The sequence below is a fragment of the Solicola agrisoli genome (assembly GCF_049059935.1).
GTDB lineage: Bacteria > Actinomycetota > Actinomycetes > Propionibacteriales > Nocardioidaceae > JAURVT01.
The window spans coordinates 23615-49103 of record NZ_JBMGQR010000027.1; the positions used below are offsets into that span (position 1 = coordinate 23615).

Annotated in this window: 22 protein-coding genes; 15 read left to right on the forward strand and 7 right to left on the reverse strand. The window is 72.7% G+C overall.

What is annotated here, in order from left to right:
• Position 1: 1 nt before the first annotated feature.
• The gene (locus tag ACI6PP_RS11565; protein ID WP_421111734.1) at positions 2 to 1216 is read right to left on the reverse strand and encodes an ROK family transcriptional regulator; all 1215 of its coding nucleotides are present in this window, start codon (positions 1214 to 1216) and stop codon (positions 2 to 4) included.
• Between the two features lie 124 nt (positions 1217 to 1340).
• On the opposite strand from ACI6PP_RS11565, the gene ACI6PP_RS11570 reads away from it, so the two are divergent.
• The 8 genes from ACI6PP_RS11570 (at position 1341) to ACI6PP_RS11605 (ending at position 11118) form a co-directional block, all read left to right on the forward strand.
• Complete coding sequence (locus tag ACI6PP_RS11570) at positions 1341 to 2870, forward strand: sugar ABC transporter ATP-binding protein (RefSeq protein WP_421111735.1); 1530 nt, start codon at positions 1341 to 1343, stop codon at positions 2868 to 2870.
• Positions 2867 to 3931 (forward strand): ABC transporter permease, encoded by a 1065-nt coding sequence (locus ACI6PP_RS11575; RefSeq protein WP_421111736.1) that lies wholly within the window; start codon positions 2867 to 2869, stop codon positions 3929 to 3931. Before ACI6PP_RS11570 ends, ACI6PP_RS11575 begins: the two co-directional genes overlap by 4 nt.
• A 68-nt stretch (positions 3932 to 3999) precedes the next feature.
• A complete protein-coding gene (locus ACI6PP_RS11580) occupies positions 4000 to 5049 on the forward strand; it encodes a substrate-binding domain-containing protein (protein WP_421111737.1) in 1050 nt (349 codons plus the stop codon).
• Between the two features lie 34 nt (positions 5050 to 5083).
• Complete coding sequence (locus ACI6PP_RS11585; protein ID WP_421111738.1) at positions 5084 to 6271, forward strand: Gfo/Idh/MocA family protein; 1188 nt, start codon at positions 5084 to 5086, stop codon at positions 6269 to 6271.
• Between the two features lie 46 nt (positions 6272 to 6317).
• Entirely contained in the window at positions 6318 to 7325 is a 1008-nt protein-coding gene (locus ACI6PP_RS11590; protein ID WP_421111739.1) for a sugar phosphate isomerase/epimerase family protein, read from the forward strand.
• A 55-nt stretch (positions 7326 to 7380) separates the two neighbouring features.
• The gene (locus tag ACI6PP_RS11595; protein ID WP_421111740.1) at positions 7381 to 8349 is read left to right on the forward strand and encodes a sugar phosphate isomerase/epimerase family protein; all 969 of its coding nucleotides are present in this window, start codon (positions 7381 to 7383) and stop codon (positions 8347 to 8349) included.
• A gap of 43 nt (positions 8350 to 8392) precedes the next feature.
• Positions 8393 to 9172 (forward strand): DUF4184 family protein, encoded by a 780-nt coding sequence (locus ACI6PP_RS11600; protein ID WP_421111741.1) that lies wholly within the window; start codon positions 8393 to 8395, stop codon positions 9170 to 9172.
• 77 nt (positions 9173 to 9249) lie between these two features.
• A complete protein-coding gene (locus ACI6PP_RS11605) occupies positions 9250 to 11118 on the forward strand; it encodes a putative bifunctional diguanylate cyclase/phosphodiesterase (RefSeq protein ID WP_421111742.1) in 1869 nt (622 codons plus the stop codon).
• 10 nt (positions 11119 to 11128) lie between these two features.
• Here the strand turns inward: ACI6PP_RS11605 and ACI6PP_RS11610 are convergent, their stop codons facing one another.
• On the reverse strand, positions 11129 to 11701 hold the full coding sequence (locus ACI6PP_RS11610) for a TetR/AcrR family transcriptional regulator (protein WP_421111743.1): 573 nt from the start codon (positions 11699 to 11701) through the stop codon (positions 11129 to 11131).
• A gap of 89 nt (positions 11702 to 11790) precedes the next feature.
• Between ACI6PP_RS11610 and ACI6PP_RS11615 the strand changes: the two genes are divergently transcribed.
• Positions 11791 to 12279, forward strand: coding sequence for an FBP domain-containing protein (locus ACI6PP_RS11615; RefSeq protein ID WP_421111744.1), 489 nt, complete (start codon positions 11791 to 11793; stop codon positions 12277 to 12279).
• 109 nt (positions 12280 to 12388) lie between these two features.
• On the opposite strand, the gene ACI6PP_RS11620 is transcribed toward ACI6PP_RS11615, so the two are convergent.
• The 3 genes from ACI6PP_RS11620 to ACI6PP_RS11630 form a co-directional block, all read right to left on the reverse strand.
• Complete coding sequence (locus ACI6PP_RS11620; protein WP_421111745.1) at positions 12389 to 14206, reverse strand: glycoside hydrolase family 15 protein; 1818 nt, start codon at positions 14204 to 14206, stop codon at positions 12389 to 12391.
• Positions 14203 to 15645 carry a glucose-6-phosphate dehydrogenase gene (gene zwf, locus ACI6PP_RS11625; protein WP_421111746.1) on the reverse strand — a complete coding sequence of 481 codons (1443 nt, stop codon included), beginning with the start codon at positions 15643 to 15645 and terminating at the stop codon, positions 14203 to 14205. Before zwf ends, ACI6PP_RS11620 begins: the two co-directional genes overlap by 4 nt.
• A 61-nt stretch (positions 15646 to 15706) precedes the next feature.
• Positions 15707 to 16678, reverse strand: a complete 972-nt coding sequence (locus tag ACI6PP_RS11630; protein ID WP_421111747.1) for a TIGR03557 family F420-dependent LLM class oxidoreductase — start codon at positions 16676 to 16678, stop codon at positions 15707 to 15709.
• A gap of 135 nt (positions 16679 to 16813) precedes the next feature.
• On the opposite strand from ACI6PP_RS11630, the gene ACI6PP_RS11635 reads away from it, so the two are divergent.
• On the forward strand, positions 16814 to 19042 hold the full coding sequence (locus ACI6PP_RS11635) for an EAL domain-containing protein (protein ID WP_421111748.1): 2229 nt from the start codon (positions 16814 to 16816) through the stop codon (positions 19040 to 19042).
• Here the strand turns inward: ACI6PP_RS11635 and ACI6PP_RS11640 are convergent.
• The gene (locus ACI6PP_RS11640) at positions 18973 to 20202 is read right to left on the reverse strand and encodes a GAF domain-containing protein (protein ID WP_421111749.1); all 1230 of its coding nucleotides are present in this window, start codon (positions 20200 to 20202) and stop codon (positions 18973 to 18975) included. The genes ACI6PP_RS11635 and ACI6PP_RS11640 overlap by 70 nt on opposite strands.
• Before the next feature lie 115 nt (positions 20203 to 20317).
• On the opposite strand from ACI6PP_RS11640, the gene ACI6PP_RS11645 reads away from it, so the two are divergent.
• Positions 20318 to 21085: a response regulator transcription factor gene (locus ACI6PP_RS11645; RefSeq protein WP_421111750.1), complete on the forward strand. Its 768-nt coding sequence runs from the start codon at positions 20318 to 20320 to the stop codon at positions 21083 to 21085.
• 4 nt (positions 21086 to 21089) lie between these two features.
• On the opposite strand, the gene ACI6PP_RS11650 is transcribed toward ACI6PP_RS11645, so the two are convergent.
• On the reverse strand, positions 21090 to 21500 hold the full coding sequence (locus tag ACI6PP_RS11650) for a YkvA family protein (RefSeq protein ID WP_421111751.1): 411 nt from the start codon (positions 21498 to 21500) through the stop codon (positions 21090 to 21092).
• Between the two features lie 35 nt (positions 21501 to 21535).
• Here ACI6PP_RS11650 and ACI6PP_RS11655 point away from each other — a divergent pair, with 35 nt between their 5' ends.
• The 4 genes from ACI6PP_RS11655 to ACI6PP_RS11670 all read left to right on the forward strand — a co-directional run bounded on the left by ACI6PP_RS11655 (position 21536) and on the right by ACI6PP_RS11670 (position 25450).
• Positions 21536 to 22201, forward strand: a complete 666-nt coding sequence (locus tag ACI6PP_RS11655; protein WP_421111752.1) for a DedA family protein — start codon at positions 21536 to 21538, stop codon at positions 22199 to 22201.
• A gap of 11 nt (positions 22202 to 22212) precedes the next feature.
• Positions 22213 to 23088 (forward strand): tRNA glutamyl-Q(34) synthetase GluQRS, encoded by an 876-nt coding sequence (gene gluQRS / locus ACI6PP_RS11660; RefSeq protein ID WP_421111753.1) that lies wholly within the window; start codon positions 22213 to 22215, stop codon positions 23086 to 23088.
• A 66-nt stretch (positions 23089 to 23154) separates the two neighbouring features.
• Positions 23155 to 23889, forward strand: coding sequence for a D-Ala-D-Ala carboxypeptidase family metallohydrolase (locus ACI6PP_RS11665; RefSeq protein WP_421111754.1), 735 nt, complete (start codon positions 23155 to 23157; stop codon positions 23887 to 23889).
• A gap of 94 nt (positions 23890 to 23983) precedes the next feature.
• A complete protein-coding gene (locus ACI6PP_RS11670) occupies positions 23984 to 25450 on the forward strand; it encodes an NAD-dependent succinate-semialdehyde dehydrogenase (protein ID WP_421111755.1) in 1467 nt (488 codons plus the stop codon).
• Positions 25451 to 25489 lie beyond the last annotated feature (39 nt).

A 25489-nucleotide genomic window follows, 5' to 3' on the forward strand; every position in this document is an offset into this window, starting at 1 on the left:
CTCAGGCGGGGCGGTTCTCGGCGACGTAGCTCTCGACCGAGGCGGGCGACAGGACGTGGTCGAGCACCATCGCCGCCGCCCCCAGTGCGCCGGCACCGCGCCCGGTGCGGGCCGGGACGATGCGCAGGTTGGTCGTCGCGATCGGCAGCGAGCGCTGGTACACCACCTCGCGCACGCCCGCGAGCAGGTGCTCGCCGGCCTCGGCGAGCTCGCCGCCGACGACGATGACCGACGGGTTCAGCAGGCTCACGCAGGTGGCGAGCACCGCCCCGAGGTCGCGTCCGGCCTGGCGCACCGCGTGCACCGCCGACATCTCGCCCGCCTGCACGGCGGCCACCACGGCCGTCGAGTCGTCGACGTCGAGACCCTGCTCGCGCAGCCGGGCGGCGACCGCCGGGCCGGCCGCGACGGCCTCCAGGCAGCCGACGTTGCCGCAGCGGCAGGGCACGTCGTCGGCGAGCCCGGGGACCTGGACGTGCCCGAGGTCGCCGGCGGTGCCCTGGGCGCCGCGGTCGAGCTGCCGGTTGGCGATCAGGCCGGCGCCGATGCCGGTGGCGACCTTGACGAACAGCAGGTGGTCGACGCGCGACCAGTGGCTGGTGTGCTCGCCGAGCGCCATCAGGTTCACGTCGTTGTCCACCAGGACCGGGGCGTCGAAGGTGCGACGGAGCGTCGCGGGCACGTCGTGGTCGTGCCAGCCGGGCATGATCGGCGGGTTCGACGGCCGACCGGTCTCGTGCGCGACCGGCCCGGGCAGGCCGATGCCGACGCCCGCGACGTCGGCCACGGTGCGGTCGGCGCGCCGCACCAGGGAGGTGCCGAGCTCGGCGATCGTGGCGAGCACCGCGTCGGGGCCGGCGTCGATGCTCAGCGGCTCGGTGTGATCGAGCAGCACCTCGCCCGAGAGGTCGGTGACGGCCAGCGAGACGTGAGACGCGCCCGCGTCGACGGCCACGACGACGCGTGACGACGCGTTGATCGCGAAGCGGGCCGGCGGACGTCCGCCGGTGGACACCGCCTCGCCGATCGGGGCGACGAGGCCGGACCGGATCAGCGCGTCGACGCGTGCGGCGACGGTGGAGCGGGCGAGCGAGGTGAGGTCGGCCAGCTCGGCGCGGGTGCGGGCGTGCCCGTCGCGCAACAGCTGGAACAGGACGCCGGCACCGGGGGCCGCGGGTCCGGACGGGCCGGGGCCCGTCGACAGGTCGGTGGTCACGGCCACACTCAACACCCTCCCGGCGCCCGGTGGGAACGGACGGTCCGGGCGTGGACCCTGCTCTGACGATCGACATGCGACTTTTGCTTGACGTCCGTCATAAGTCGTGACTAGCCTCACATCCATGTCGCCGCAACCGCAAGTCCCGCCGCTCCTGCAGATGCGCGGCATCGTCAAGGAGTTCGCCGGGGTGCGGGCGCTCGACGGGGTCGACCTCGTCGTCCGCGCGGGCGAGGTGCACTGCCTGCTCGGGCAGAACGGCGCGGGCAAGTCGACGCTCATCAAGGTGCTCGCCGGGGTGCACCGCGTCGAGGCCGGCGAGGTGCTGATCGACGGGGAGGTCGCCTCCTTCTCCAGCCCCCAGGACGCGCTCGACGCCGGCATCGCCACGATCTACCAGGAGCTCGACCTCGTCGACGGGCTCACCGTCGCCGAGAACATCTACCTCGGCCACGAGCGGTCGCGCCTCGGCTTCTCCCAGCGCAGCACCGCCAACCGCGACACCCGTGCACTGATGGAGCGTCTCGGCCACCCCGAGATCTCCGCGACCCGCGAGGTCGGCTCGCTGTCGGCCGCCGGCAAGCAGATCGTCTCGATGGCGCGGGCGCTGTCGCAGCAGGCGCGGGTGATCGTCATGGACGAGCCGTCGGCGGTGCTCGACGGGGAGGAGGTCGACGGCCTGTTCCGCGTCGTCGAGGACCTCCGCCGTGCCGGCACCGCGATCGTCTACATCTCGCACCGGCTCGAGGAGATCCGCCGCATCGGCGACCGCATCACGGTGCTCAAGGACGGCAGCACCGTCGGCACCGACCTCGCCGTCGTCGACACCCCCACCCCCGCCCTCATCGCGCTGATGACCGGCCGGTCCATCGAGTACGTCTTCCCCGAGCGCACGGCCGAGCCGGTGGCCTCGACGGTCGAGCCGCTGCTGTCGGTGCGCGACCTCGGTCGCCGCGGCGAGTTCAGCGGCGTCTCGTTCGACGTGCGGCCCGGCGAGATCGTCGGGCTCGCGGGCCTGGTCGGCGCCGGCCGCAGCGAGATCGTCGAGACCGTCTACGGCGCGCGCCGCGCCGACACCGGCAGCGTGACCGTCGAGGGACGGCGGCTGCGACGCGGCTCGGTGCCCGCGGCGGTGGCGGCCGGGATGGGGCTGTGCCCCGAGGAGCGCAAGTACCAGGGCCTGGTCCTCGACGACTCCGTGGCGCGCAACATCACGCTCGCGAGCTTCACCCGCTGGGCCACCGGCGGGTTCACCTCCGACGCCGGCGAGCGCAGGGCCGCCGCCGAGGTCGCCGGCACCGTCGACATCCGCCCGAACGACCCCGACCGCGCCATCCGCACCCTCTCGGGCGGCAACCAACAGAAGGCCGTCCTCGCACGGTGGCTGCTGCGCGACTGCAAGGTCCTGCTGCTCGACGAGCCCACCCGCGGCGTCGACATCGGCGCCCGTCGCGAGATCTACACCGTCGTCCGCGACCTGGCCGACCGCGGCGTCGCGGTGGTCGTGGTCTCGAGCGAGATCGAGGAGGTCCTGGGCCTGGCCGACCGGGTCCTCGTCGTGGCCGCCGGCCGCGTCGTCGACGAAGGCCCCACCGACTCGATGAGCGAGCAGCACGTGCTCGACCTCGTCATGACCGAAGGGAGCGTCGCGTGAGCGACACCACCGCAGCGGGCACGCCCACCAGCGACCTGCCCGCCCAGAACGTCGACACCGCGCCACCGCCCCAGGGGCCGCCGTCGACGCCCTCGTCGCGACGCGGCCTGCCGGCGGGGTTCACCCGGATCTCCGGGCTGGTCCTCGCGCTGGTCGTGCTGGCCGTCGTCGGGGTCGTCACCTCCGGCGACCTGTTCTGGTCGACCGACAACATGCTGACGATCCTGCGGCTCGCCTCGGTGATCGGCGTGGTCTCGATCGGCATGACCTTCGTCATCACCGGCGGCGGCATCGACCTGTCGGTCGGCGCGGTCGTGGCCCTCTCCTCGGTGTGGGCGACCACCACCGGCACCCAGGCCATGGCCGAGAACACGCACTGGATCGTGCTCGTCACCACCGCGCTCCTGGTGGGCGCCGCGTGCGGGCTCGTCAACGGGGCGCTGGTCTCCTACGGACGGGTCGTGCCGTTCATCGCGACGCTCGCGATGCTGGCCGGCGCCCGGGGCCTGGCCGAGATCCTGGCCGACCGGCAGACGCAGATCGTCACCAACCAGGGCTTCTTGTCCTTCTTCGGCGCCGAGCCGCTCGGCATCCCCGTCATCGTGCTGATCTTCGCGCTCGTGTCGGTCCTCGGCTGGGTGCTGCTCAACCGCACCACCTTCGGGCGGCGCACGTTCGCCGTCGGCGGCAACCCCGAGGCCGCGCGCCTGGCGGGCATCGACGTCAAGCGCCACACGCTCTACCTCTACGTGCTGCTCGGCGCCACGGCCGGCCTGGCCGCGGTGATGCTCATGTCGCGCACCAGCGTGGGGTCGTCCACGCACGGCACCCTCTACGAGCTGGACGCGATCGCGGCCGTCGTCATCGGCGGCACGCTGCTGGCCGGCGGGCGCGGCACCGTCGTCGGCACCGTGCTCGGCGTCCTCATCTTCACCACGCTGACCAACGTCTTCACGCTCAACAACCTGTCGATCTCGGCGCAGTCGGTGGCCAAGGGCCTGATCATCGTCGCCGCCGTCCTCCTGCAGCAGCACTTCGCCACCCGCAGCCGATCCAGCTAGCCGTCCGCACCTCCGAGCATCGGCCCCCGGGCCACGTCGTCCCGCCACACCACACCAAGGAGCACGCCATGTCCCGACCCCTGTCCACGACCCGCCGCCTGGCCGGCTGGGGCGCAGCACTGTGCGCCGCGGCCCTCACCATGACGGCCTGCACCAACTCCTCGAGCGACGACGCCTCGTCCGGCGGCGGCAACTCGGCCGTCAGCGACAACGACGAGTCCGGCGACAAGGTGACCATCGGCTTCTCCGCCCCCGCCGCCGACCACGGCTGGATGGGCGCCATCAGCAAGGCGGCGCGCGACGAGGCCGAGAAGTACGACGACGTCGAGCTCAAGGTGGCCGAGGGCACCAACGACGTGAGCCTGCAGATCAGCCAGGTCGAGCAGTTCATCAACGAGGACGTCGACGCGATCGTGCTGCTGCCGTTCGACGGCGCCGCGCTCACCCCCGTCGCGCTCAAGGCGATGGAGGCCGGCATCCAGGTGATCAACGTCGACCGCGAGTTCAGCTCGCCGTTCGCCGCCCGCACCACGGTGCTCGGCGACAACTACGGCATGGGCGTCTCGGCCGGCACCTACGTGTGCGAGCAGGCCAAGGGCGACACCGACGCCGTCGTCGGAGAGATCGCCGGCATCGACTCGCTGCCCCTGACCAAGGAGCGCTCGCAGGGCTTCGAGGACGCGCTCGGCGACTGCGGCCTCGACGTCGACAACCGTGTGGCAGCCGACTTCACCGTCGAGGGCGGCGAGCGCTCGGCGTCCAACCTGCTGCAGGCCGCGCCGAAGCTGGACTACCTGTGGAACCACGACGACGACCAGGGCGTCGGCGTGCTGGCCGCGATCGAGAACGCGGGCCGCGACGAGTTCGTCATGGTCGGCGGCGCCGGCTCCAAGAACGTCATGGACCTGATCAAGAGCGGTGACTCGGTGGTCAAGGCCACGGTCGTCTACCCGTCCACGCAGGCCGCCGACGGCGTCCGCCTGGCCCGCCTGGTGTCGCAGGAGAAGGCGCTGGCCGACCTCGTCGAGGTCGAGGTGCCGCGTCAGATCACGCTGTCGGCGCCGACCGTCACGTCGGACAACGTCGACCAGTACCTGCCCACCGCGTTCCAGTCCTGACGCGTCCCGCCCCGACTCCCGAAGGAGGACCACCATGAGCAGCCCCACCACCGACCTCGGGGTCGGACAGGTCGGCTACGCCTTCATGGGCGCCGCGCACTCCCAGGCCTGGCGCACCGCCCCGGCGTTCTTCGACCTCCCGCTCACGCCGCGACGGCGGGTGCTGGTGGGGCGCGACCACGACCGCACGGCCGAGGTCGCCCGCCGGTTCGAGTGGGACTCGGTCGCCACCGACTGGCACGAGCTGCTGGGTCGCGACGACGTGCAGCTGGTCGACATCTGCACGCCCAGCGACACCCACGCCGAGATCGCCATCGCGGCGCTCGAGGCGGGCAAGCACGTCCTGTGCGAGAAGCCGCTGGCCAACTCGGTCGAGGAGGCCGAGCAGATGGCCAAGGCCGCGTCGACGGCGTCGGCGGCGCACGGTGCCCGGGCGATGGTGGGCTTCACCTACCGCCGGGTGCCCGCGCTGTCGCTCGCCCGTCGGCTCGTGCAGGAGGGGCGTCTCGGACGGCTCTACCACGTGCGGGCGCAGTACCTGCAGGACTGGCTGGCCGACCCCGACGCCCCGCTCTCGTGGCGACTCGACCGCACGCGGGCGGGCTCGGGGGCGCTCGGCGACATCGGCGCGCACATCGTCGACATGGCCCAGTTCGTCACCGGGCGAAGCATCACCAGCGTCTCCGGGGCGCTGGAGACGTTCGTGGACTCGCGCCCGGTGGCCGGGGTGGCCAGCACCCTGGGCGGCACCGGTCGTCCGGACGCCGAGCGCGGGCCGGTCACCGTCGACGACTCCGCGGTGTTCACCGCGCGGATGGGCGGCGGGCTGGTGGGCGCCTTCGAGGCCACCCGGTTCGCGACGGGACGCAAGAACTCGCTGCGGCTGGAGGTCAACGGCGAGCTCGGCTCGATCGCGTTCGACCTCGAGGACATGAACGTCCTGCACCTGCACGACGCGACGGCCGACGACGCGGTCGGCGGCTTCCGCCGCATCGTCGTCACCGAGGCCGACCACCCCTACATCGCCGGCTGGTGGCCGCCCGGCCACGGGCTCGGCTACGAGCACGCCTTCACCCACCAGGTCGTCGACCTCGTCGGCGACATCGCCGCCGGACGCGACCCGTCCCCGTCCTTCGCCGACGGCCTGCAGGTGCAGCGCGTCCTCCAGGCCGTCGAGCAGAGCTCGGACGAGCGGTGCTGGCAGGACGTCCGGTCGCACTGATCCGCTCCCCAGCACCATCCGCCCCACTCCCGAGGAGACCGCAGCCGTGACCACCCACCCGATCACCCTGTTCACCGGCCAGTGGGCCGACCTGCCGTTCGAGGAGGTGTGCCGCCTCGCGGCGGGCTGGGGCTACGACGGCCTGGAGATCGCCTGCTGGGGCGACCACCTCGACCCCTGGGCCGCCGCCGAGGACGGCGACTACGTCAAGGCCAAGCTCGAGGTGCTCGAGCGGCACGGCCTCGAGGTCCACGCCATCTCCAACCACCTCAAGGGGCAGGCGGTCTGCGACGACCCCATCGATGCCCGCCACCGCGCGATCCTGCCCGACCGGATCTGGGGCGACGGCGAGGCCGAGGGCGTGCGTCAGCGGGCCGCCGAGGAGATGAAGATGACCGCCCGCGCCGCCCGCGCGCTGGGCGTCGACACCGTCGTCGGGTTCACCGGCTCGTCGATCTGGAAGTACGTGGCGATGTTCCCGCCCGTCACCCAGGACCTCGTCGACGCCGGCTACCAGGACTTCGCCGACCGCTGGAACCCGATCCTCGACGTGTTCGACGCCGAGGGCGTCCGGTTCGCGCACGAGGTGCACCCGAGCGAGATCGCCTACGACTACTGGACGACGGTCGCCGCGCTCGAGGCCGTCGGGCACCGCCCGGCGTTCGCCCTGAACTGGGACCCCTCGCACTTCGTCTGGCAGGACCTCGACCCGCTGGGCTTCCTGTGGGACTTCCGCGACCGGATCGCGCACGTGGACTGCAAGGACGCGCGCAAGCAGGTGGGCAACGGCCGCAACGGCCGGATGGGCTCGCACCTGGCCTGGGCCGACCCTCGTCGCGGCTGGGACTTCGTCTCCACCGGACGCGGAGACGTGCCCTGGGAGCAGTGCTTCCGGATGCTCCACACGATCGGCTACGACGGCCCGATCTCCATCGAGTGGGAGGACGCCGGCATGGACCGCCTCGTCGGCGCCCCCGAGGCGCTCGCGTTCGTGCGCGCCAACCTCTTCGACCCGCCCGCGTCGGCCTTCGACGCGGCGTTCAGCACCACCTGATCCGCCACGACCACCGCTCGGGACCCACGCACCACCCACGAGAGGAACCACCAGCATGTGCTTCGGATTCGACGCGGACGCCGCCGTCAGCGAGACCTTCGAGAGGCAGGGCCACGCCCCGCGCGCGCCGATCGGCAGGCGCACGCTGCTCGGTGCCGTCGCCGGCACCACCGCCCTGGGCACGATGGCCGCCACCGGGCTGTCGGGCGCCGCCGTCGCGGCACCGGCGTCGTCGCGCCCCGGACGCAGGCGCGTCCCGCAGGGGAGGACCAGCATCCAGCTGTACACGCTGCGCGCCGACCTCGCGACGGACTACCGCCGGTCGCTGCGCTACGTCGCCGCCGCCGGGTACCGACGGGTCGAGCAGGCCGGGTACTACGGCCTCACCGCCCGGCAGCTGCGCCGGTTCCACGACGGCCTCGGCATCCGCACGTCGTCGAGCCACGACGGCCTGTCGGCCACGCGCGACGCCCTCGAGGTGAAGCTGGAGAACGCCGGCGTCCTCGGGCAGCGCTACCTCAACGTGCCGTACCTGAAGTCGGACTCGCCCGACCAGTGGCGTGCCTGGGCGTGGCAGATGAACTCCGAGGCGTACGCGGCGAAGAAGGCCGGCCTGCGCTACGGCTACCACAACCACGCGCACGAGTTCCTCGAGCTGGCCAACGGCGAGCGTCCCTGGGACATCCTCGCCACCGAGCTCGACCCGGACCTGGTGCACCTGGAGGCCGACCTCTACTGGGTCGTCACCGGTGGCATCCAGAGCGGCGACGGGGCCACGGACCCGGTGCGGTTCGCGATCGACACCCTGCGGGCCTCGCGGCTGAAGGTGCGCCAGTTCCACGTCAAGGACCGTGACCCCGCCACCGGCGACATGGCCGACCTCGGCACCGGCATGATCGACTTCCGCCGGATCTTCTCGGCCGTCGAGGTCGAGGAGTACGTGGTGGAGAACGACACCCCGGACGTCACGCCCCAGCAGACCGCCGAGGTCGGGTACGACTACCTGCGCCGCCTGCGGTACTGACGACCGCCGGACGCCGGCGGACTCGGCGCACTAGAGTCCGCCGGTGCCCTTCACGCTCGTCCACCCGGCGGCGGTCCTGCCGCTGGCGCGGTCGCCGCTGGTGCCGTCCGCCCTCGTGGCCGGGGCGGTGGCGCCCGACCTGCCGTACTACGTCCCGCTCCAGTGGATCGGGGGCGACTGGAACCTCACCCTGACCCACGACGTCACCTCGCTGCTCTGGCTCGACCCGCTGATCGCCCTGGTGCTCCTGGTGGCGTTCCATGCCGTCCTGAAGCAGCCGCTCGTGGCGCTGGCGCCGCCGGCCGTGGCGCGGCGGGTGCTGCGTGCCGCCGACGGGTTCGCGTGGCGCGGCCCCGTCGCCGCCGGGTGGATCGTCGTGTCGACGGTCCTGGGCGCCGCCACCCACCTCGCGTGGGACGCGCTCGACGACGCCTTCGGGTACGGCTGGTCCACCCGGCTGAACCTGGTGAGCGACGCCGTCGGAGGTGTGGCCCTGCTCGGTTGGCTGTGGCTCTGGTGGCGGACGACCGCGCAGCACCCCGTCCCACCGGGACGGTCGCTGCCGGCCGGGCGACGGGCGCGCGTGCTGGTCGGCGTCGCGCTGGCCGCGACCGCGTGGACCGCGCTCCGGGCCGTGCGCACCGCGTCCGAGGTCGGTGCCGACCTGCGCGCGTACGGCGGGTACAGCCGGTCGGCCGTCACCGAGTACGTGGTGCGCGGTGCGGCCGTCGACGCGGTGACGGCCGTGGTCGTGCTGCTCGGGCTCTTCGCGATCGGCTGGCGGCTCGGGCGGGCCCGCAACGTCGTCGAAACACCGCGGTAGCCAAGACTTGACGCTGGCCGCCGGATCGCGACCCCCACATCACTCGTGTGGCGCCGTGTCGTGCCGATCAGCAGTCCATGAGCCTGGTCCGCCGCTGCCTTCCCTCGGGGTGGATGCTGCCCGCAGCCACCTGGCGGCGACGCCACCAGGTGGTCGTCGCGTTCGCGCTGGTGCAGGCCGCCGCGGTCGTCGCCTGGAGCCTGACCGACGCCGCCGACTCGAGCGTCGTGATGCTCTTCGCGGTGCTGAGCATCGGCGCCGGCGTGATCTCGCTGCTGCCCGACGTCGACCGCACGTCGCGTTGTGTGCTGGCCTCGGCCGGTCTGGCGAGCGGCCCGATGATGCTGGCCTCGGTGCCCGACGTCGGCGCCGAGGCTCCGTTCGTGGTGCTGGTGGTGGTCGCCGTCGTCACGCTCTACCAGGACTGGCGGAGCTTCGGGCTGGTCGTGGTGTCGTCGGTGGTCTTCTACCTGGTGTGGCTGCGGGTCGACGGCTTGGCCGCGCTGGAGTCGTCCGGCCGCAGCCCGTGGCTGGCCGTGGGCACCCATGCCGCGGTCTTCCTCGCCGCCGTGGCCGCGAGCCTGGCGGCGTGGCGCCTGAACGAGGACGCCGCCCTCCGCGACGCGGTGACCGGTCTGGGCAACCGTGTCCACTTCCACCAGCTCACCACCACCGCCGCTCGGGGTCGTGACCCGTTCGGCATCGTCTTCATCGACCTCGACGAGTTCAAGGCCGTCAACGACACCCACGGTCACGACGTGGGAGACCGGTTGCTCGCCGCGGTGGCCGGTCGGCTCAGCGCCTGCCTGCGGGGCAGCGACACCCTGGCACGCCTGGGCGGGGACGAGTTCGCGGCCGTCGTGCACGCGCGTCCCGACCAGGTCGCCACGGCGGCGGCTCGCATGCTGCGCGCGCTGGACGAGCCGGTCGTCCTCGACGGCATCCGCCTCCACGTCGGCGCGAGCATGGGGGTCGCCGGTCTCGACGTGACCCGGCGCTCGCCCGATCTGCCGGCGGGCGCGCGCAGCCGCGGCGCGGTGACGTCCGCGCAGACCACGCGCGACGTGACCGCGCTGCTGCGCGACGCCGACGTCGCACTCTACGCGGCCAAGGGCCAGGGCAAGCGGTGCGTCGTGGTCTACGCCGACGGGATGACCGACACTGTCAGGCGCCGCTCCAACCTGCAGCAGGACCTCCGCGGGGCCGCGGACCGCGGTGAGATCGGCGTCCACTTCCAGCCGATCGTCGAGCTCGCGACCTCACGGGTGGTGGGCTACGAGGCGCTCGCTCGGTGGGACCACCCTCAGCTGGGCTCCGTCAGCCCGGCGGAGTTCATCGCGTGGGCCGAGGCGGACCGCTCGATCGGACCGCTCGGCGCACTGGTGCTCGACACCGCCGTGGCACGAGCCGCGCAGTGGAGCAGCGAGACCGGGCGGCCGATCGAGATGGGCGTGAACGTCTCCCCGGTCCAGCTCGCGACGCCCGGGTGGGTCGAGACGGTGCGGCACAGCCTGCGCACCCACGGTCTGCCCGCGGCGCAGCTCACCGTCGAGGTCACCGAGAACATCGTCGCGCACCGGTCGCCGCGGGCGGTCGAGGCGCTGGCCGAGCTCCGCGCCGAGGGGGTGCGGATCGCCGTCGACGACTTCGGCACCGGCTACTCCAACTTCGAGTACGTGCGGCGACTCCCGGTCGACGTCATCAAGATCGACCGGTCGTTCGTCACCGATGCCGTCGACGACCGCACGACCGCGACCGTCGTCTCGGCGATCATCGCTCTCGCGGACGTGCTGGGGGCGCGCGTCGTCGCCGAGGGCATCGAGACCGCCGAGCAGGAGCAGGCGCTGCTGTCGATGGGCTGCGGTCACGCACAGGGGTACCGCTTCGCGCGCCCGGCACCCGGTCCGCAGCACCAGCTGACCGGCCGATCGGCGGTCCCCGCCTGAGGTGCCCGAGTCAGCCGGCGGCAGGCCAGCTGCGCAGCAGGGCGTCGAGGGCGTCGAGGATGCGTGTCCAGCTGACGTCTGCGCCGGGCTCGCTGTGGTCGAAGCCGCCGCTCGCCTCGAGGTCGACGAAGCCGTGGACGGTGCTGCCGATCAGGCGCACGCCGTGGGTCTGGTCGACACCGGTGAGGTCGTACCCGCGCAGGATCGCGCGGGTCATCTCGGCGTGGCGGACGCCCGCGCTGGCCGCGGCCGTCGCGTCGTCGAGCCGCAGGTGGCTGGCGGCGTAGCGGCCCGGGTGCGCGCGGGCGTAGCCGCGGTAGACGTCGGCGAACGCCACCAGTGCGTCGCGCCCGGCGCGTCCGGCCACGGCGTCGGCGGCGGCGTCGGCCATCTCCTCGAGCGCGAGCAGCGCGATCTCGGTGCGGAGGTCGTCCGAGCCGCGCACGTGGGAGTACAGGCTGGCGGTGCGGACGCCGACCCGGCGGGCCAGCTCGGAGACGGTGACCTGGTCGAAGCCGATCTCGTCGGCGAGCTCGGCGCCGGCCTGTGCGACCCGGTCGCGGGTGAGTCCTGCGCGCGCCACGTGACCCCCTTCGCAATCCATTTGCCTACAACTCTTAGGCAGTTAGCCTAGTGGTGTAGGCACGAGGAATCCAGCAGGAGGGCAGGGCCATGCAGGTCCCGGACCAGCAGACCGTCAGGAAGGCGTTCGTCAACAGCTCGCGGAGCAAGGCGGCGTCGGCGACGTTCCCGGGCACGTGGCCGCCGGCCGGCGCCGACGAGCTCGACGTCGTCGGCTGGACCGACCCCAAGGCTCCGCGCCGCGGCTACCTGGTGCTGGGCCCCGAGGTCGCCGGCGAGGTGCTCGCGCTCGAGCTGCGGCTGCCCAGCGAGGCGCCCACGCACCGCAAGACGATGTGCGACCTGTGCCAGACCCAGGACGCGCCGGACGGCTCGCGGCTGGTCGTCGCGCCCCGCGCCGGCGCTCGCGGCAAGGCCGGCGACACGGTCGGGCTCTACGTCTGCACGGACTTCGGCTGCTCGCTGCGCGCCCGTCAGCCGCTCAAGGAGCACCAGAAGCCGGTCATGGGCGGCCCCGACCTGCGCGTGCCCGACCTCGTCGGACGCCTGCGCGAGTTCGTCGACCGCGTCCGCGCCTGATCCCGCGGTGCCCCTCCCGTCCGCGATCCGATGCCTTCGGGTGCTCATGACGGCCGCTTGACCACCACAAGGCAACAGATCGCGGACGGGGGCCGCACCGGGGGACCGGCTAGCCGAGGGAGCGGTCGAGGTTGATGGCGGCGCTGACCAGGGACAGGTGGGTGAAGGCCTGGGGGTAGTTGCCGAGCTGGTCACCGGTGATGCCGATCATCTCGGCATAGAGCCCGAGGTGGTTGGAATAGGTGAACATCTTCTCCAGGGCCAGGCGGGCCTCGGGCAGCTGCCCGGCGCGCGTCAGCGCCTCGACGTACCAGAACGAGCACAGGCTGAACGTGCCCTCGTTGCCGGTGAGCCCGTCGTCGACGCCGAGGTCGCCGTGGTCGTCCTCCATCCGGTAGCGGAAGACCAGGCTGTCCTCGACGAGCTGTGCCTTGACCGCCTCGAGCGTCGAGAGGAACCGCGGGTCGTTGGGCGCGACGAACTTGACCAGCGGCATCAGCAGGATCGACGCGTCGAGCGCCGTGCCGTCCAGCACCTGGGTGAAGGCGCCGATCTCGTCGTTCCAGCCACGCTCCATCACCTGCGCGTAGATCTCGTCGCGGACGGTGCACCACCGCTCGAGGTCGGCGGGCAGCCCGCGCTGACGGGCGACGCGGATCATCCGCTCGACGGCGACCCACGCCATCAGGCGTCCGGTGGTGTAGTCCTGCGGCTCGCTGCGCGCCTCCCACATGCCGGCGTCGGGCTGGTCCCAGTTGTCGAGCACCCAGTCCAGGACGTGCGTGAGGTCCTTCCACGCGTCGTGGGAGATGCCCGCGCCGTACTTGTTGAACAGGTAGGCCGAGTCGATGATCTCGCCGTAGATGTCGAGCTGCAGCTGCTCGGCGGCGCCGTTGCCGACGCGCACCGGTCGCGAACCGGCGTAGCCGCTGAGGTGGTCCAGCTCGATCTCGGGCATCTCGGTGCTGCCGTCGATGGTGTACATGACGCGCAGCGGGCCGAGCTCGTGGCCGTCGGCCTCGCCGATGCGCTCGGACAGCCAGCGCATGAACGCCTCGGCCTCCTCGGTGAAGCCGAGGCGGAGCAGCGCGTAGATGCTGAACGCGGCGTCGCGGATCCACACGTAGCGGTAGTCCCAGTTGCGCTCGCCGCCGATGTCCTCGGGCAGGCTCGTGGTCGGCGCCGCGACGATCGCGCCGGACGGCTCGTGCGTCAGCAGCTTGAGCGTCAGCGCCGAGCGGTCGACCATCTCGCGCCAGCGGCCGGTGTACGTCGACCGCGAGAGCCAGTGCTGCCAGAACGCCACCGTGGTGTCGAACAGCTCGTCGGTGTCGCTGGAGTCGCACGGCGTGCCGTCGGCGTCGCCGGTGAGCACCTCGAGGACGAACAGCGCCTTCTCGCCGCTGCGCAGCGTCACCTCCGACGAGACGTCCGGGCCGTCGACGTCGAGGTCGACCGTGGCGCTCAGCGCGAGGCGCACGGTGTCGGACTCGATGAGCACGCAGCCGTCGTGCTCGCGGGTGGTGGGCTCCTCGCGGGCGTAGTCCGGACGCGCCGACAGGTCCAGGCGCATCGTCATCTGGCCGCGCACGCCGACGAGCCGGCGGACGATCCGCTGCCGGTGGTCGGGGTCGTGCGGGCGCACGATCGGCATGAAGTCGTGCACCTCGACGACGCCCTCGTCGTTCATGAAGCGGGTGATGAGGACGTTGCTGCTCGGGTAGTAGAACTGCTGGCTGCGGCTGGACCCGTCGACGGGGTGGATGCGCCAGGCGCCGCCCTTCTCGTCGTCCAGGATCGAGCCGAACACCGACGGCGAGTCGAACCGGCCGGCGCAGAACCACGCGACGGTGCCGTCCATGCCGACCAGCGCCGCGGTGCGCAGGTCGCCGATCAGGCCGTGCTCGGCGATGGGGTTCTGCGTCATCGCTGGATGCGCCAGCCGTGCTCGCCGGGCAGGTCGACGGCCTCCTGGGGACCCCAGGACCCCTTCTCGTACGGCAGCGGCGTCGGCGGGTTCTTGATGATCGGGTCGCACAGCTCCCACAGCCGGTCGACCTCGTCGCTGCGGGTGAACAGCATCTGCTCGCCGTGCATGACGTCGAGCAGCAGGCGCTCGTAGGCCTCGAGCGGCGCGGTGTCGAACTCCTCGTCGTAGTCGGCCACGAGCTCGGCGGTCGTCAGCTCCAGGCCGGGGCCGGGCTGCTTGGCGCGCAGGTCGTACGCGAGGTGCGTGCCGTCGCCGAGCTCCATGCTCAGTTCGGTGGGGCCGGGCACCTGCTTCTGCTCCTCGTGCTTGAGCAGGCCGTGCTCGGGCTCGCGGAACGTCAGCGTGACGGTGCGGCGCGTGGCCGCCATCGCCTTGCCGGTGCGCAGGAAGAACGGGACGTCGCGCCAGCGGTCGTTGTCGACGAACGCGCGGATCGCGACGAACGTCTCGACGTCGGAGTCGGGGGCGACGTCCTCCTCGTCGCGGTAGCCCTCGAACTGCCCGAGCACCACGTCGTCGGCGGTGAAGGGACGCATCTGCCGGAACACCTGCGACTTGGCGTCGCGGACGGACTCGGCGTCGAGCGCGTCGGGGCGCTCCATCGCCATGAAGCCGAGGATCTGGCACAGGTGGGTCGAGATCATGTCGCGGAAGGCGCCGGTGGACTCGTAGAACGAGCCGCGTCCCTCCAGCCCGAGCTCCTCGGGCACGTCGATCTGCACCGACTCGACGAACTCGCGCGACCACACGGCGTCGATCGGGCCGTTGCCCCAGCGCAGCGCGATGACGTTCTGCACCGCCTCCTTGCCCAGGAAGTGGTCGATGCGGAACACCTGGTCCTCGTCGACGACCTTCTTCAGGGCGGCGTCGAGCTCGCGCGAGCTCTCCAGGTCGGTGCCGAACGGCTTCTCGACGACGAGCCGCGCGTTGTCGAGCAACGAGGCCTCGCCGAGCGCGGGCACCATCGACTCCATCGCCGACGGCGGCAGCGACAGGTACACCAGGCGCTCGGGGGTGCCGTCGGTGTCGAGGCCGGACTCGGCGTCGGCCACCGCGGCGACGAGGTCGTCGAGGTCGTCCGAGGACGAGGTCTGGAAGCGCACGCGCGACGTCAGGTCGTCGAGGACGTCGTCGTCGACGGAGTCCAGGCTGTCGCGGACGGCGTCGGCCACCTGCGAGCGGAACTCGTCGTCGTCACCGGGGGAGTGGCGACCGGTGCCGACGATCGCGTACGACTCGGGCATCCGTCCGGCCGCGGCCAGGCGGTAGAAGCCGGGGAACAGCTTGCGCTTGGCGAGGTCGCCGGTGGCTCCGAAGAGCAGGAACAGGTGGGCGTCCGGGCGGGGGACGTCGGGCAGGTCGTCGCGGTCGGTCACGCGTCCATGCTGGTGCAGGCCCCGGGCCCCCGCAGTCCGAACGGCCCGCGTCACACCGGGCTCAGGCGCCGCCGACCCGCATCTCGCGCAGGGGGCCGGCGAGCTCGGAGGCGAAGAAGTCGAAGAACGCCTCGGGCTCGGGGCCGGCGTTGACGAGCGCCAGGTGGTCGTAGCCGGCGTCGGCGAACCCCCGCGCCACCTCCAGGTGTCGGGCGGCGTCCGGGCCGCAGCCGAAGGCGTCGGCCATGTGGTCGGGGGTGATGAACGCGGTGGCGGCGTCGAAGTTGACCGGGTTGGGCAGCTCGGACTGGATCTTCCATCCCGTGAGGCCGAAGCGGAACTTCTCGTGGGCGGACTCCGCGGCGGCCTGGACCGTGTCGGCGAACGCGAGCGGCACCTCGCCGTAGAGCGGGCCCGACCCGCCGGCGGCGGTGAATGCCTCGACCAGCTCGGGCTTGGGCTCGGTGACGAACATGGCGTCGCCCAGCTCGGCGGCGATCCGCGCCGCGCGCTTGCCGCCCGCGGCGATCGCGACGCGCGGCAGCACGTCGGGCAGGTCGAAGACGCGGGCGTCGTCGATGGTCAGGTGCTTGCCCTCGTAGGACTGGTACCCGCCCTGCCAGAGCTGCCGGATGATCTCGATGGACTCGCGGAACATCTCCTGGCGCACCGACACCGACGGCCAGCCGCCGCCGACGACGTGCTCGTTCAGCCGCTCTCCTGAGCCCAGCCCGAGGGTGAAGCGGCCGTCGGACAGGATCGCGGTCGTCGCAGCCATCTGGGCCACGATCGCCGGGTGGTAGCGCACGAACGGGCAGGTGACGCCCGTCGCGAGCTCGATCCGGTCGGTCTTCGCCGCGATGGCCGCGAGCATCGACCACGCGAAGCCCGAGTGGTTCGTCTCGGGCAGCCACGGGTGGTAGTGGTCGCTGACCTCGACGAAGTCGAATCCCGCGGCCTCGGCCCGCACGGCCTGGTCGACGATCTCCTTGGGCCCGTAGGCCTCGGCGATGAGCTTGTACCCGATGCGCATGCGCTCCAGCCTGCGGTGTCGACGAGAGGACCGCAGGACGGACGCCACATGACCACTCGTCCGTTTTGCACACAAGGGTCATCCAAAGGGGGCAGACTACGCAGCGGTAGGTACCCGCCACGGACGAGGAGCGTGATGAGCCAGGCCTGGGTCTGGGCGTGCGTCGTCGCCCAGTGCGTGGCAGCAGGCGCCTGCCTGCAGTTCGGCCTGGTCGCCGCCACCTCACGCCAGCAGCAGCGGGTGCGCACGGGCTGGTCGGCGGCGCTGTCGGTGGTCGCCGCGCTGACGATGCTGACCGGCTCGCTCGTCGTGCTCAACGCCGGGTCCCCCGAGCTGACGATGACCCTCACCGACGTCCGCTCCCTGCTGTTCACCGCGGTGTTCCTGCTCGTGTTCCCCGCCTTCGACCAGACGCTCGAGGGGCCGGCGTCCCGGGTGGCGTTCGTCGTCGTGCTGACGCTCGTCGCGCTGCGACTGGCCCTGTGGTTCGGCACGGACCTGCTGCGCGTGGTGTCGCTCGACGCGCAGGGGTGGCCGGTCTACGGCCCGGCCGGTCCGCTGTTCGCGCTGCTCATCGGCATCGGGGTGGTGAGCTGGGCGGTGGTGCGCACCTACCAGCTGGCGCCCCAGGACCTCGTCGTCTCGGTCGTCGCCTCGGGCACCGCCATCGTGCTCGGGGTCGTCGGCGTGCTGAACCCGGCGAGCGCCGTCGCCGAGACCATGTCGACGCTGTGGATCGCGCCGATGGTGCTGTGCCTGCAGCTGCTGCGCCGTCGCCAGGGCGTCCGCGACGTCAGGGCGCGACGCCGCACGCTGGACCAGCAGACCGCCCTGGTCGAGCTCGGCCGCCACATCGTCACCGACGACCTCCCGGCCGCCGTCGCGCGCGCCGAGGAGGTCGCGCGTCACGGGCTCGGGGCGGCCGTCGACGTGCAGGTGGTCGACGCGGGAGGCCTCACGCAGCCGACGGACGCCGACGTCGTGACGTCGGGCTCGGTCCGAGCGGTGCTGCCCGACGCCGTCGACCCCGGTGACCTGCCGTTCGTGGAGGGCGTCGTCCACCTCGTCGGGGCGGTGGCGGCACGCGCCGAGGCCGAGGAGCGGTCGGCCCGGGCGCGCCTGCACGACCCGGTCAGCGGCCTGCCCAACCGGGTGTTCGCGCTCGAGCGGATCACCCAGGCGCGGCACGAGAGCGCGATCACCGAGGACCAGCTCGTGGTGCAGATGTGCCACCTGGAGGGCCTGGAGGACCTGCGCACGCTGCGCGGGTACGAGGAGGCCGACCGGGTGACGGTCCGCGTCGCCCGCGCGCTCGAGGCCGAGGTCACTTCGGCGTCGGGGTGGTGGCACGCCGGCGGTGACGCGTTCGTCTCGATCTCCCCGTGGTCCGACAGCACCCTCAGCCCGGTGGCGCTGGCCAGGATGCGCGCCGAGGTGGCGCGCGCGAGCGACGGCTCCCGCCTGCCGACGCGCGTCCGGCTGGGGCTCGGCGTCGTGGTGGCCCGGGACGGCTCGACCGTCGCCGACCTGCTGCGCGAGGTGCGTGCCGTCGCCGGCCTGGCACACGCGCACGGGGGCGTCGAGATCGCCCACCGCGACTTCGCCGAGCAGCTCCGCGAGCGCGTGCGGCTCGAGCAGGACCTCGAGAACGCCGTCGACCGCGACGAGATCGAGGTGCACTACCAGCCGATCCTCGCCACCGGATCGCGCAAGATGCACGGCGTCGAGGCGCTCGCCCGCTGGCGACGGGGAGGGCGCCTGCTGTCGCCGGGGAGCTGGATTCCGGTGGCCGAGAGCAGCGGCCTGATGGGTGAGATCGGCGCGCACGTGCTGCGGATCGCGTGCCGCGACCAGGCCCGGTGGGGCCGCGTCGTGGCCGTCAACACCTCGCCCGTGCAGCTGGGCGAGGACCGCCTCGTCGAGTCGGTGCTCGAATCGGCCCGCCAGTGCGGGCCGGAGAACCTCGTCATCGAGGTCACCGAGAACGCGCTCGTCACCGACGCCGCGTCGACCACCGCGCGGCTGGCCGAGATGCGCGACCACGGCATCCGGATCGCGCTCGACGACTTCGGGGCGGAGTACTCGTCTCTGACACGCCTGGCCACGCTGCCGATCGACATCGTCAAGATCGACCGCGGCTTCATCGAGGCGGTCACCGCTCCCGAGGGCCGCGCCGTCGTCGCCGCCGTGCACGCGATGTCGCAGGCGCTCGGCAAGGTGACGGTGGCCGAGGGCATCGAGACCGACGCCCAGCTGCGCGCCGTCCACGAGATCGGCTGCGAGCTGGTGCAGGGCTACCTGCTCGGGCGCCCCGAGCCCGTCCCGGACGCGACCTCGACGCTGACGCCGTCGGCGAACCGGTAGGGCTGCGCCGCGAGCACCCCGCCGAGGGTGCGCCGCATGCGCGACACCTCGGCCCGCACCGTGACGGCGTGGTCGGCGTCGCCGTAGAGGGCGGTGCTGAGCGCCTGCGCGGTCAGTCCCTCGGGCGACGCGGCCAGCAGGCGGAGGATCTCGGCGTGGCGCGTCGAGAGCGCCGCGTGCCAGCGCTCGGACGGTCCGCTGACCGTCACCGTGGGCTCGCCCGTGAGGTCGAGCAGCAGGTGGAGACGGCCGGTGCCGCCGTGCGGGCGGAGCAGCCACCCGTGGTCGATCGGCTCGGGCAGGCACAGGCCCATGCCCGGCACGGCGATCGGCTGACCGGCGACGGGAGCCCCGACCCGGTCGCGGGTGGCGATGCCGCTGGCGTGCGCGACCCAGCCGAGGTCGTCGACGACCAGGCTCGGGCCGGGGCTGCCCACCAGCAGCGGGGCCGCGGACTCGCGCAACCGCCCCAGTCGCTCGGTGTGGCGGCGCCACAGCGTGCTCTCGGCGAGGCGGACCGCCGTCGACACCAGCGCGGTGATCGCGGGGTGCAGCGTCATCGCCGGCCCGCTGACGTCGACGACGCCGAGCAGGTCGCCCGTCACGGGGTCGTGCACCGGGACGGCGGTGCAGTACCAGGGGTGCTGGCTCTGCTCGAAGTGCTCGGCGGAGAACAGCTGCACCGGCGCGGCCTCGGCGAGCGCGGTGCCGATGGCGTTGGTGCCCACGCGCGACTCGGTCCAGTCGGCGCCCTCGCTGAAGCCGAGGGCGTCGGCCTGGCGACGCACGCGCGAGGAGCCGTCGCGCCACAGCACGATGCCGGCGGCGTCGGTGACCACGAGCAGGAAGCTGGAGACGTCGGCGACGGCCGCGACGGACTGCCGCACCTCCTCGACCACCGAGCCGAGCATGCTCGCGCGGCGTCGCTCCTCGACCTGCGTCCACGGCAGCGGGTCGCGGTCACCGCCGCCGTCGGGATCGACGCCCCACCCCATCACCCGCGACCACGACCGCCGGACGACGGGCCGCACCGGGGCGGGTGGAGTGCCGCCGCTGAGCACCGCCTCGTGGGCCAGGACGAGCTCGCGCGCACGCAGGGCGAGGTCGGTGCCGGGGCGGACGGCGTCGGTGCCGCGACGCGGAGCGGAGGCTGGCTGCATGGCGTCCTCAGTGGGCGGGTGGCCCAGGCTACCGCCGGATCGTCACCCAGAGATCGTCCAACATTTACTCAAGAAAGACGAGGCATTCTGGTCAATTCGTGGGAGCATGAGATCCATGACTTACCAGGGGGCACGCGTCGCGGTCGTGGTCGATGACGACGGCGACGTCCGCGGACTGATCAGCCACGTCCTGTCGTTGCAGGGCTTCACGGTGCACGAGGCGGCGACGGGTCGCGACGGGGTGCGGCTCGCCCGCGAGGCCAACCCCGACCTGATCACGCTCGACCTCGGTCTGCCCGACGTCGACGGCACGCAGGTCTGCCGCGCCGTGCGCGAGTTCACCGACGCCTACGTGGTCATGGTGACCGCCCGTCAGGACGAGATCGACCGGCTCATCGGGCTGGAGATCGGCGCCGACGACTACGTCAGCAAGCCGTTCAGCCCCCGCGAGCTGCAGGCGCGGATCGCCGCGATGTTCCGTCGTCCGCGCACGTCGGTCTCCGCCGCCGCGAACGCCCCGGCCGCGGCGCCGCCGGCGGACACGCAGCTGCGTCACGGCGACCTCGCCGTCGACCCCGACGGTCGCGTCGCGACGCTCGAGACCGCCGACGGCGTGCAGGAGCTGACGCTGACCCGTACCGAGTTCGACATCCTCGCCACCCTGCTCAGCAACCCCGTCAAGGTCTGGGGACGCGACGCGCTCCTGCGCCAGGTGTGGGGCGAGGGCTGGACCAACGACCACCACCTCGTCGAGGTGCACATGGGCAACCTGCGCCGCAAGCTCGGCGACTCGGGCCGCTCGGCGGGCTTCATCCGCACCGTGCGCGGCGTGGGCTACCGGATGGAGCCGATCCCGGCGTCGTCCGCCACCGCCGCGTCCTGATCCCTCACCCGCCGGTCAGCCGGCGGAGCGCGTCCAGTCCCTCGGGCGTCCCCGGCCAGTGGCGTGCGACGGCGTCCGGTCCGGCGCTGCGCAGCACGCGGCGCAGGACGAGCAGCGCCACCAGCACGTCGTCGGCCCACCCGAGCACCGGCACGACGTCGGGCACCAGGTCGATCGGCGAGGCCAGGTAGAGCAGCAGCCCGCGCAGCTGCCAGCGGACGGACGCGGGCAGGCTCGCGTCGCCGTGGAGCCGTCGCGCCAGCACCACGCACGAGGGCAGCAGCCCCACCGCCTCGCGCAGCCCGGTGCGGTGGCCGGGCACACGGCGCAGGGCCAGCAGCAGCGCCACGAGCACCGCCGCGCCGACGGCGACCAGGCCCGCGACGATGGCGCCCGTCACAGCCCACCCGCTCACAGCCTCATCCAAGCAGCCGTCGGTACGCTCGGCCCATGCATGTCGCCTCCCTGATCCAGGCCGCCTCCGACGGGGGCGTGCCGACGACCGGGGTCGCCGGGTGGGCCGTCGACCTGATGGAGAAGCTGGGGGTCTGGGGCGCGGGCATCGCGATCGCGCTGGAGAACCTGTTCCCGCCGCTGCCGAGCGAGGTCATCCTGCCGCTCGCGGGCTTCACCGCAAGCCGCGGCGACTTCACCCTCGCCGGCGCGCTGATCGCCACCACGCTCGGCTCGGTGATCGGTGCGGTCGTGCTCTACCTCATCGGCGCCGCCGTCGGCCGCGACCGCCTGCGCCGCATCGTCGACAGGATGCCGCTGATGAAGCTCAGCGACGTCGACGCCGCCGAGGCCTGGTTCGCCAAGCACGGCTACAAGGCGGTGTTCTTCGGCCGGATGATCCCGATCTTCCGCAGCCTGATCTCCATCCCGGCCGGCGTCGAGAAGATGTCGTTCGGCATGTTCGTGCTGCTCACCACCGTCGGCAGCGCCATCTGGAACACCGTGTTCGTGCTCGCCGGGTTCTACCTGGGCCAGAACTGGGACGCGGTGGAGCCGTACGCCGGGGTCTTCCAGAAGATCGTCATCGCGCTCGTGCTCGTCGCGGTCGTCGTGTTCGTGCTGCGCCGGGTGCAGTCGTCGCGGCGCGTCGCCGGCGGCTGACCTCGCGGCCGATGGCCGGTGCCGGGCGCTACGCGCCGACGCCGTCGGGCGACCTGCACCTGGGCAACCTGCGCACCGCGGTGCTCGCGTGGCTCTGCGCCCGCTCGTCCGGTCGGGCGCTGGTGCTGCGCGTCGACGACCTCGACCGCGTGCGGCCCGGCGCGGAGGACCGTCAGCTCGCCGACCTGGCCGCGCTCGGCGTCACCTGGGACGGGCCGGTGCGCCGGCAGTCCGAGCACGGCGCGCGGTACGCGTCCGCACTGGACCGGCTGCGCGAGGGGCACCGCGTCTACCCGTGCTTCTGCACCCGCCGCGAGATCGCCGAGGCGGCGACGGCACCGCACGGCGTCCCCGGCCAGTACCCGGGCACGTGTCGCCGCCTCACCGCGTCCGAGCGCGAGACCCGCGCGCTGACCCGACCACCGGCCTGGAGGCTCGACGCCGAGGTCGCGTCGCTGACCGTCCGCGACGAGGTGCTGGGCGAGCACCTAGGGCCGGTGGACGACGTCGTGCTGGTGCGCAACGACGGCGTCCCGTCCTACCAGCTGACCACCGTGGTGGACGACGCCGCCGACGGCGTCGACCAGGTGGTGCGCGGCGACGACCTGCTCGCGTCCACCCCGCGCCAGGCGCACCTGTGCGACCTGCTCGGCCTCCCGCGTCCGTCGTGGGTGCACGTGCCGCTGGCCGTCGGCGCCGGGGGGCAGCGGCTCGCCAAGCGCGACGGCGCCGTGACGGTGCACGACCTCGCCGCCACCGGTGTCGGCGTCGACGAGGTGCGCGCCCGGATCCTCGCGTCCCTCGGCCTCCCCGACGCCCCCCTGCCCGACCTCGTGGACGCCTTCGACCTCGCCAGGGTGCCCCGCGAGCCGTGGGTCGTGGCCTGACGCCGGCCGTCTGCCGTTCACCTCCGGGCGGGTTTGCCAGGACCCACGCACGGGTACGAGTCGGACATGACGCGACTCCTCAGGTCCCTGGCCGCACTCGTCCTCGTCCTCGGCTCGGCCGTGGCGATCACGACCGTCTCCGCCGCGCCCGCCCAGGCCGACGGCTGCTACAGCTGGGGGCGGACGCTCTCGGAGGGCGCCTCGGGCGAGGACGTCCGGCAGCTGCAGGTCCGGGTGGCCGGGTGGCCCACCCCGGGCACCAAGCTCGGCCTCGACGGCCAGTTCGGCCCCGCCACCAAGGCGGCCGTCACCCGCTTCCAGCAGGCCTACGGCCTCGGCGCGGACGGCGTGGCGGGCTCGGCGACCTTCGCGAAGATCTACGAGCTGCAGGACGACGACTGCACGCCGGTGAACTTCACCTACGACGAGCTCAACAACTGCAACGCCGACTGGTCGGGTGGTGCGACGAGCGCGGCGGCGGCCCGCGAGGCGTCGCTGGTGATCCAGTGGCAGCTGCAGGCGCTCCGCAAGGGCCTGGGCGACCGTCCGCTCGTCGTCAACGGAGGGTTCCGCAGCTACTCGTGCAATTCCGCCGTCGGCGGGGCCGCGTCCAGCCGTCACCTCTACGGCGACGCGGCCGACCTCGGCGCCGGCTCCCAGGGCTTCTGCACCATCGCGCGTGCGGCCCTGAACCACGGCTTCGGGAGCGTCCTCGGCCCGGGCTTCCCCGGCCACGACGACCACGTCCACCTCGACCGCGGCGGCTCGACGAAGTCCGCCCCCACCTGCGGCATCGGCTGACGGCGCGCGTCCTGCGGTGGCGCGGTTGCGACGGGCGTCGGCCCGGAGTTGAGTGGCCCCGACGGGGAACCACCGCACCACCAGAGGAGCACGCATGTCGTTGCAGGGTCACGAGGCCGAGGTCGTCGCAGGGGTCAGCACCGGGCTGTTCATCGGCGGCGCCTGGCGCGACGCCGAGGGTGGCAGGACGTTCGGTGTGGAGGACCCGTCGACCGGTGAGGAGATCGCTCGGATCGCTGATGCGTCGGTGGCTGACGGGAAGGCCGCGATCGACGCCGCTGTCGCCGCGCAGGGCGAGTGGGCGACGTCCGCACCGCGCGACCGCGGCGAGATCCTGCGCAAGGCGTTCGAGCTGATCGGCGAGCGCGCCGACGACCTCGCGCTGCTGATGACGCTCGAGATGGGCAAGCCGCTCAAGGAGTCGCGCGCCGAGCTGGCATACGGCTCGGAGTTCTTCCGCTGGTTCTCCGAGGAGGCCGTGCGCATCTCGGGCCGCTGGTCGGTGGCCCCGAACGGCGCGACCCGGTTGTTGACGATGAAGCAGCCCGTCGGCCCGTGCCTGATGATCACGCCCTGGAACTTCCCGTTGGCGATGGGGACCCGCAAGATCGGGCCGGCGATCGCGGCCGGTTGCACGATGGTCGTCAAGCCGGCGGCGTTGACGCCGTTGACGATGCTGGCGTTGGCCGACATCCTCGCCGAGGCGGGGCTGCCCGACGGCGTCCTCAACGTCGTCACCACCACCGATACCGGCCCGGTGATGGAGCCGATCATCCGCGACCCCAGGTTGCGGAAGCTGACGTTCACCGGCTCCACGCCGGTCGGCAAGTCGCTGGTCGAGCAGTCCGCCGAGGGCTTGCTCAAGGTGTCGATGGAGCTCGGCGGCAACGCCCCGTTCCTGGTCTTCGACGACGCCGACCTCGACGCCGCGGTCGATGGCGCGATGCTTGCCAAGATGCGCAACGTCGGTGAGGCGTGCACCGCGGCGAACCGGTTCATCGTCCACGAGTCGGTCGCCGAGGAGTTCGGCACCAAGCTGGCGCAGCGGATGGGCGCGATGAAGTCCGGGCGCGGTGTCACCGACGACATCGAGGTCGGCCCGCTGGTCGAGGCCAAGCAGCGCGACAAGGTCGCCGAGCTCGTCGACGACGCCGTCGACGCCGGCGCCACCGCGCTCACCGGCGGCAAGCAGAGCGACGGGCCGGGGTACTTCTACCCGCCGACGGTGCTCACCGGTGTGCCCAAGGAGGCGCGGATGTGGTCCGAGGAGATTTTCGGACCGGTGGCGCCGATCTTCACGTTCTCCACCGAGGAGGAGGGCCTGGCGATGGCGAACGACACCGAGTACGGGCTGGTCGCGTACGCGTTCACCCGCGACGTGTCGCGGACCTTCCGGGTCGCCGAGGGGCTGCAGACCGGCATGGTCGGCATCAACCAGGGCGTCGTGTCGAACCCCGCTGCCCCGTTCGGTGGGGTCAAGCAGTCCGGCTTCGGCCGTGAGGGCGGCGCCGAGGGCATCGAGGAGTACCTGGAGACCAAGTACGTCGGCCTGAATCTGTGACCCCTGGAGAGTTGTCGGTGGCTCAGGGGCCTATAGGCC

What these genes read in the sequence shown, in the direction of transcription:
- ACI6PP_RS11570 (WP_421111735.1), top strand. Translation starts at nt 1,341, where the DNA reads ATGTCGCCGCAACCGCAAGTCCCGCCGCTCCTGCAGATGCGCGGCATC.
- ACI6PP_RS11580 (WP_421111737.1), top strand. Translation starts at nt 4,000, where the DNA reads ATGTCCCGACCCCTGTCCACGACCCGCCGCCTGGCCGGCTGGGGCGCA.
- ACI6PP_RS11585 (WP_421111738.1), top strand. Translation starts at nt 5,084, where the DNA reads ATGAGCAGCCCCACCACCGACCTCGGGGTCGGACAGGTCGGCTACGCC.
- ACI6PP_RS11595 (WP_421111740.1), top strand. Translation starts at nt 7,381, where the DNA reads ATGTGCTTCGGATTCGACGCGGACGCCGCCGTCAGCGAGACCTTCGAG.
- ACI6PP_RS11605 (WP_421111742.1), top strand. Translation starts at nt 9,250, where the DNA reads ATGAGCCTGGTCCGCCGCTGCCTTCCCTCGGGGTGGATGCTGCCCGCA.
- ACI6PP_RS11615 (WP_421111744.1), top strand. Translation starts at nt 11,791, where the DNA reads ATGCAGGTCCCGGACCAGCAGACCGTCAGGAAGGCGTTCGTCAACAGC.
- ACI6PP_RS11620 (WP_421111745.1), bottom strand. Translation starts at nt 14,206, where the DNA reads ATGACGCAGAACCCCATCGCCGAGCACGGCCTGATCGGCGACCTGCGC.
- ACI6PP_RS11630 (WP_421111747.1), bottom strand. Translation starts at nt 16,678, where the DNA reads ATGCGCATCGGGTACAAGCTCATCGCCGAGGCCTACGGGCCCAAGGAG.
- ACI6PP_RS11635 (WP_421111748.1), top strand. Translation starts at nt 16,814, where the DNA reads ATGAGCCAGGCCTGGGTCTGGGCGTGCGTCGTCGCCCAGTGCGTGGCA.
- ACI6PP_RS11640 (WP_421111749.1), bottom strand. Translation starts at nt 20,202, where the DNA reads ATGCAGCCAGCCTCCGCTCCGCGTCGCGGCACCGACGCCGTCCGCCCC.
- ACI6PP_RS11645 (WP_421111750.1), top strand. Translation starts at nt 20,318, where the DNA reads ATGACTTACCAGGGGGCACGCGTCGCGGTCGTGGTCGATGACGACGGC.
- ACI6PP_RS11655 (WP_421111752.1), top strand. Translation starts at nt 21,536, where the DNA reads ATGCATGTCGCCTCCCTGATCCAGGCCGCCTCCGACGGGGGCGTGCCG.
- gluQRS (WP_421111753.1), top strand. Translation starts at nt 22,213, where the DNA reads ATGGCCGGTGCCGGGCGCTACGCGCCGACGCCGTCGGGCGACCTGCAC.
- ACI6PP_RS11665 (WP_421111754.1), top strand. Translation starts at nt 23,155, where the DNA reads ATGACGCGACTCCTCAGGTCCCTGGCCGCACTCGTCCTCGTCCTCGGC.
- ACI6PP_RS11670 (WP_421111755.1), top strand. Translation starts at nt 23,984, where the DNA reads ATGTCGTTGCAGGGTCACGAGGCCGAGGTCGTCGCAGGGGTCAGCACC.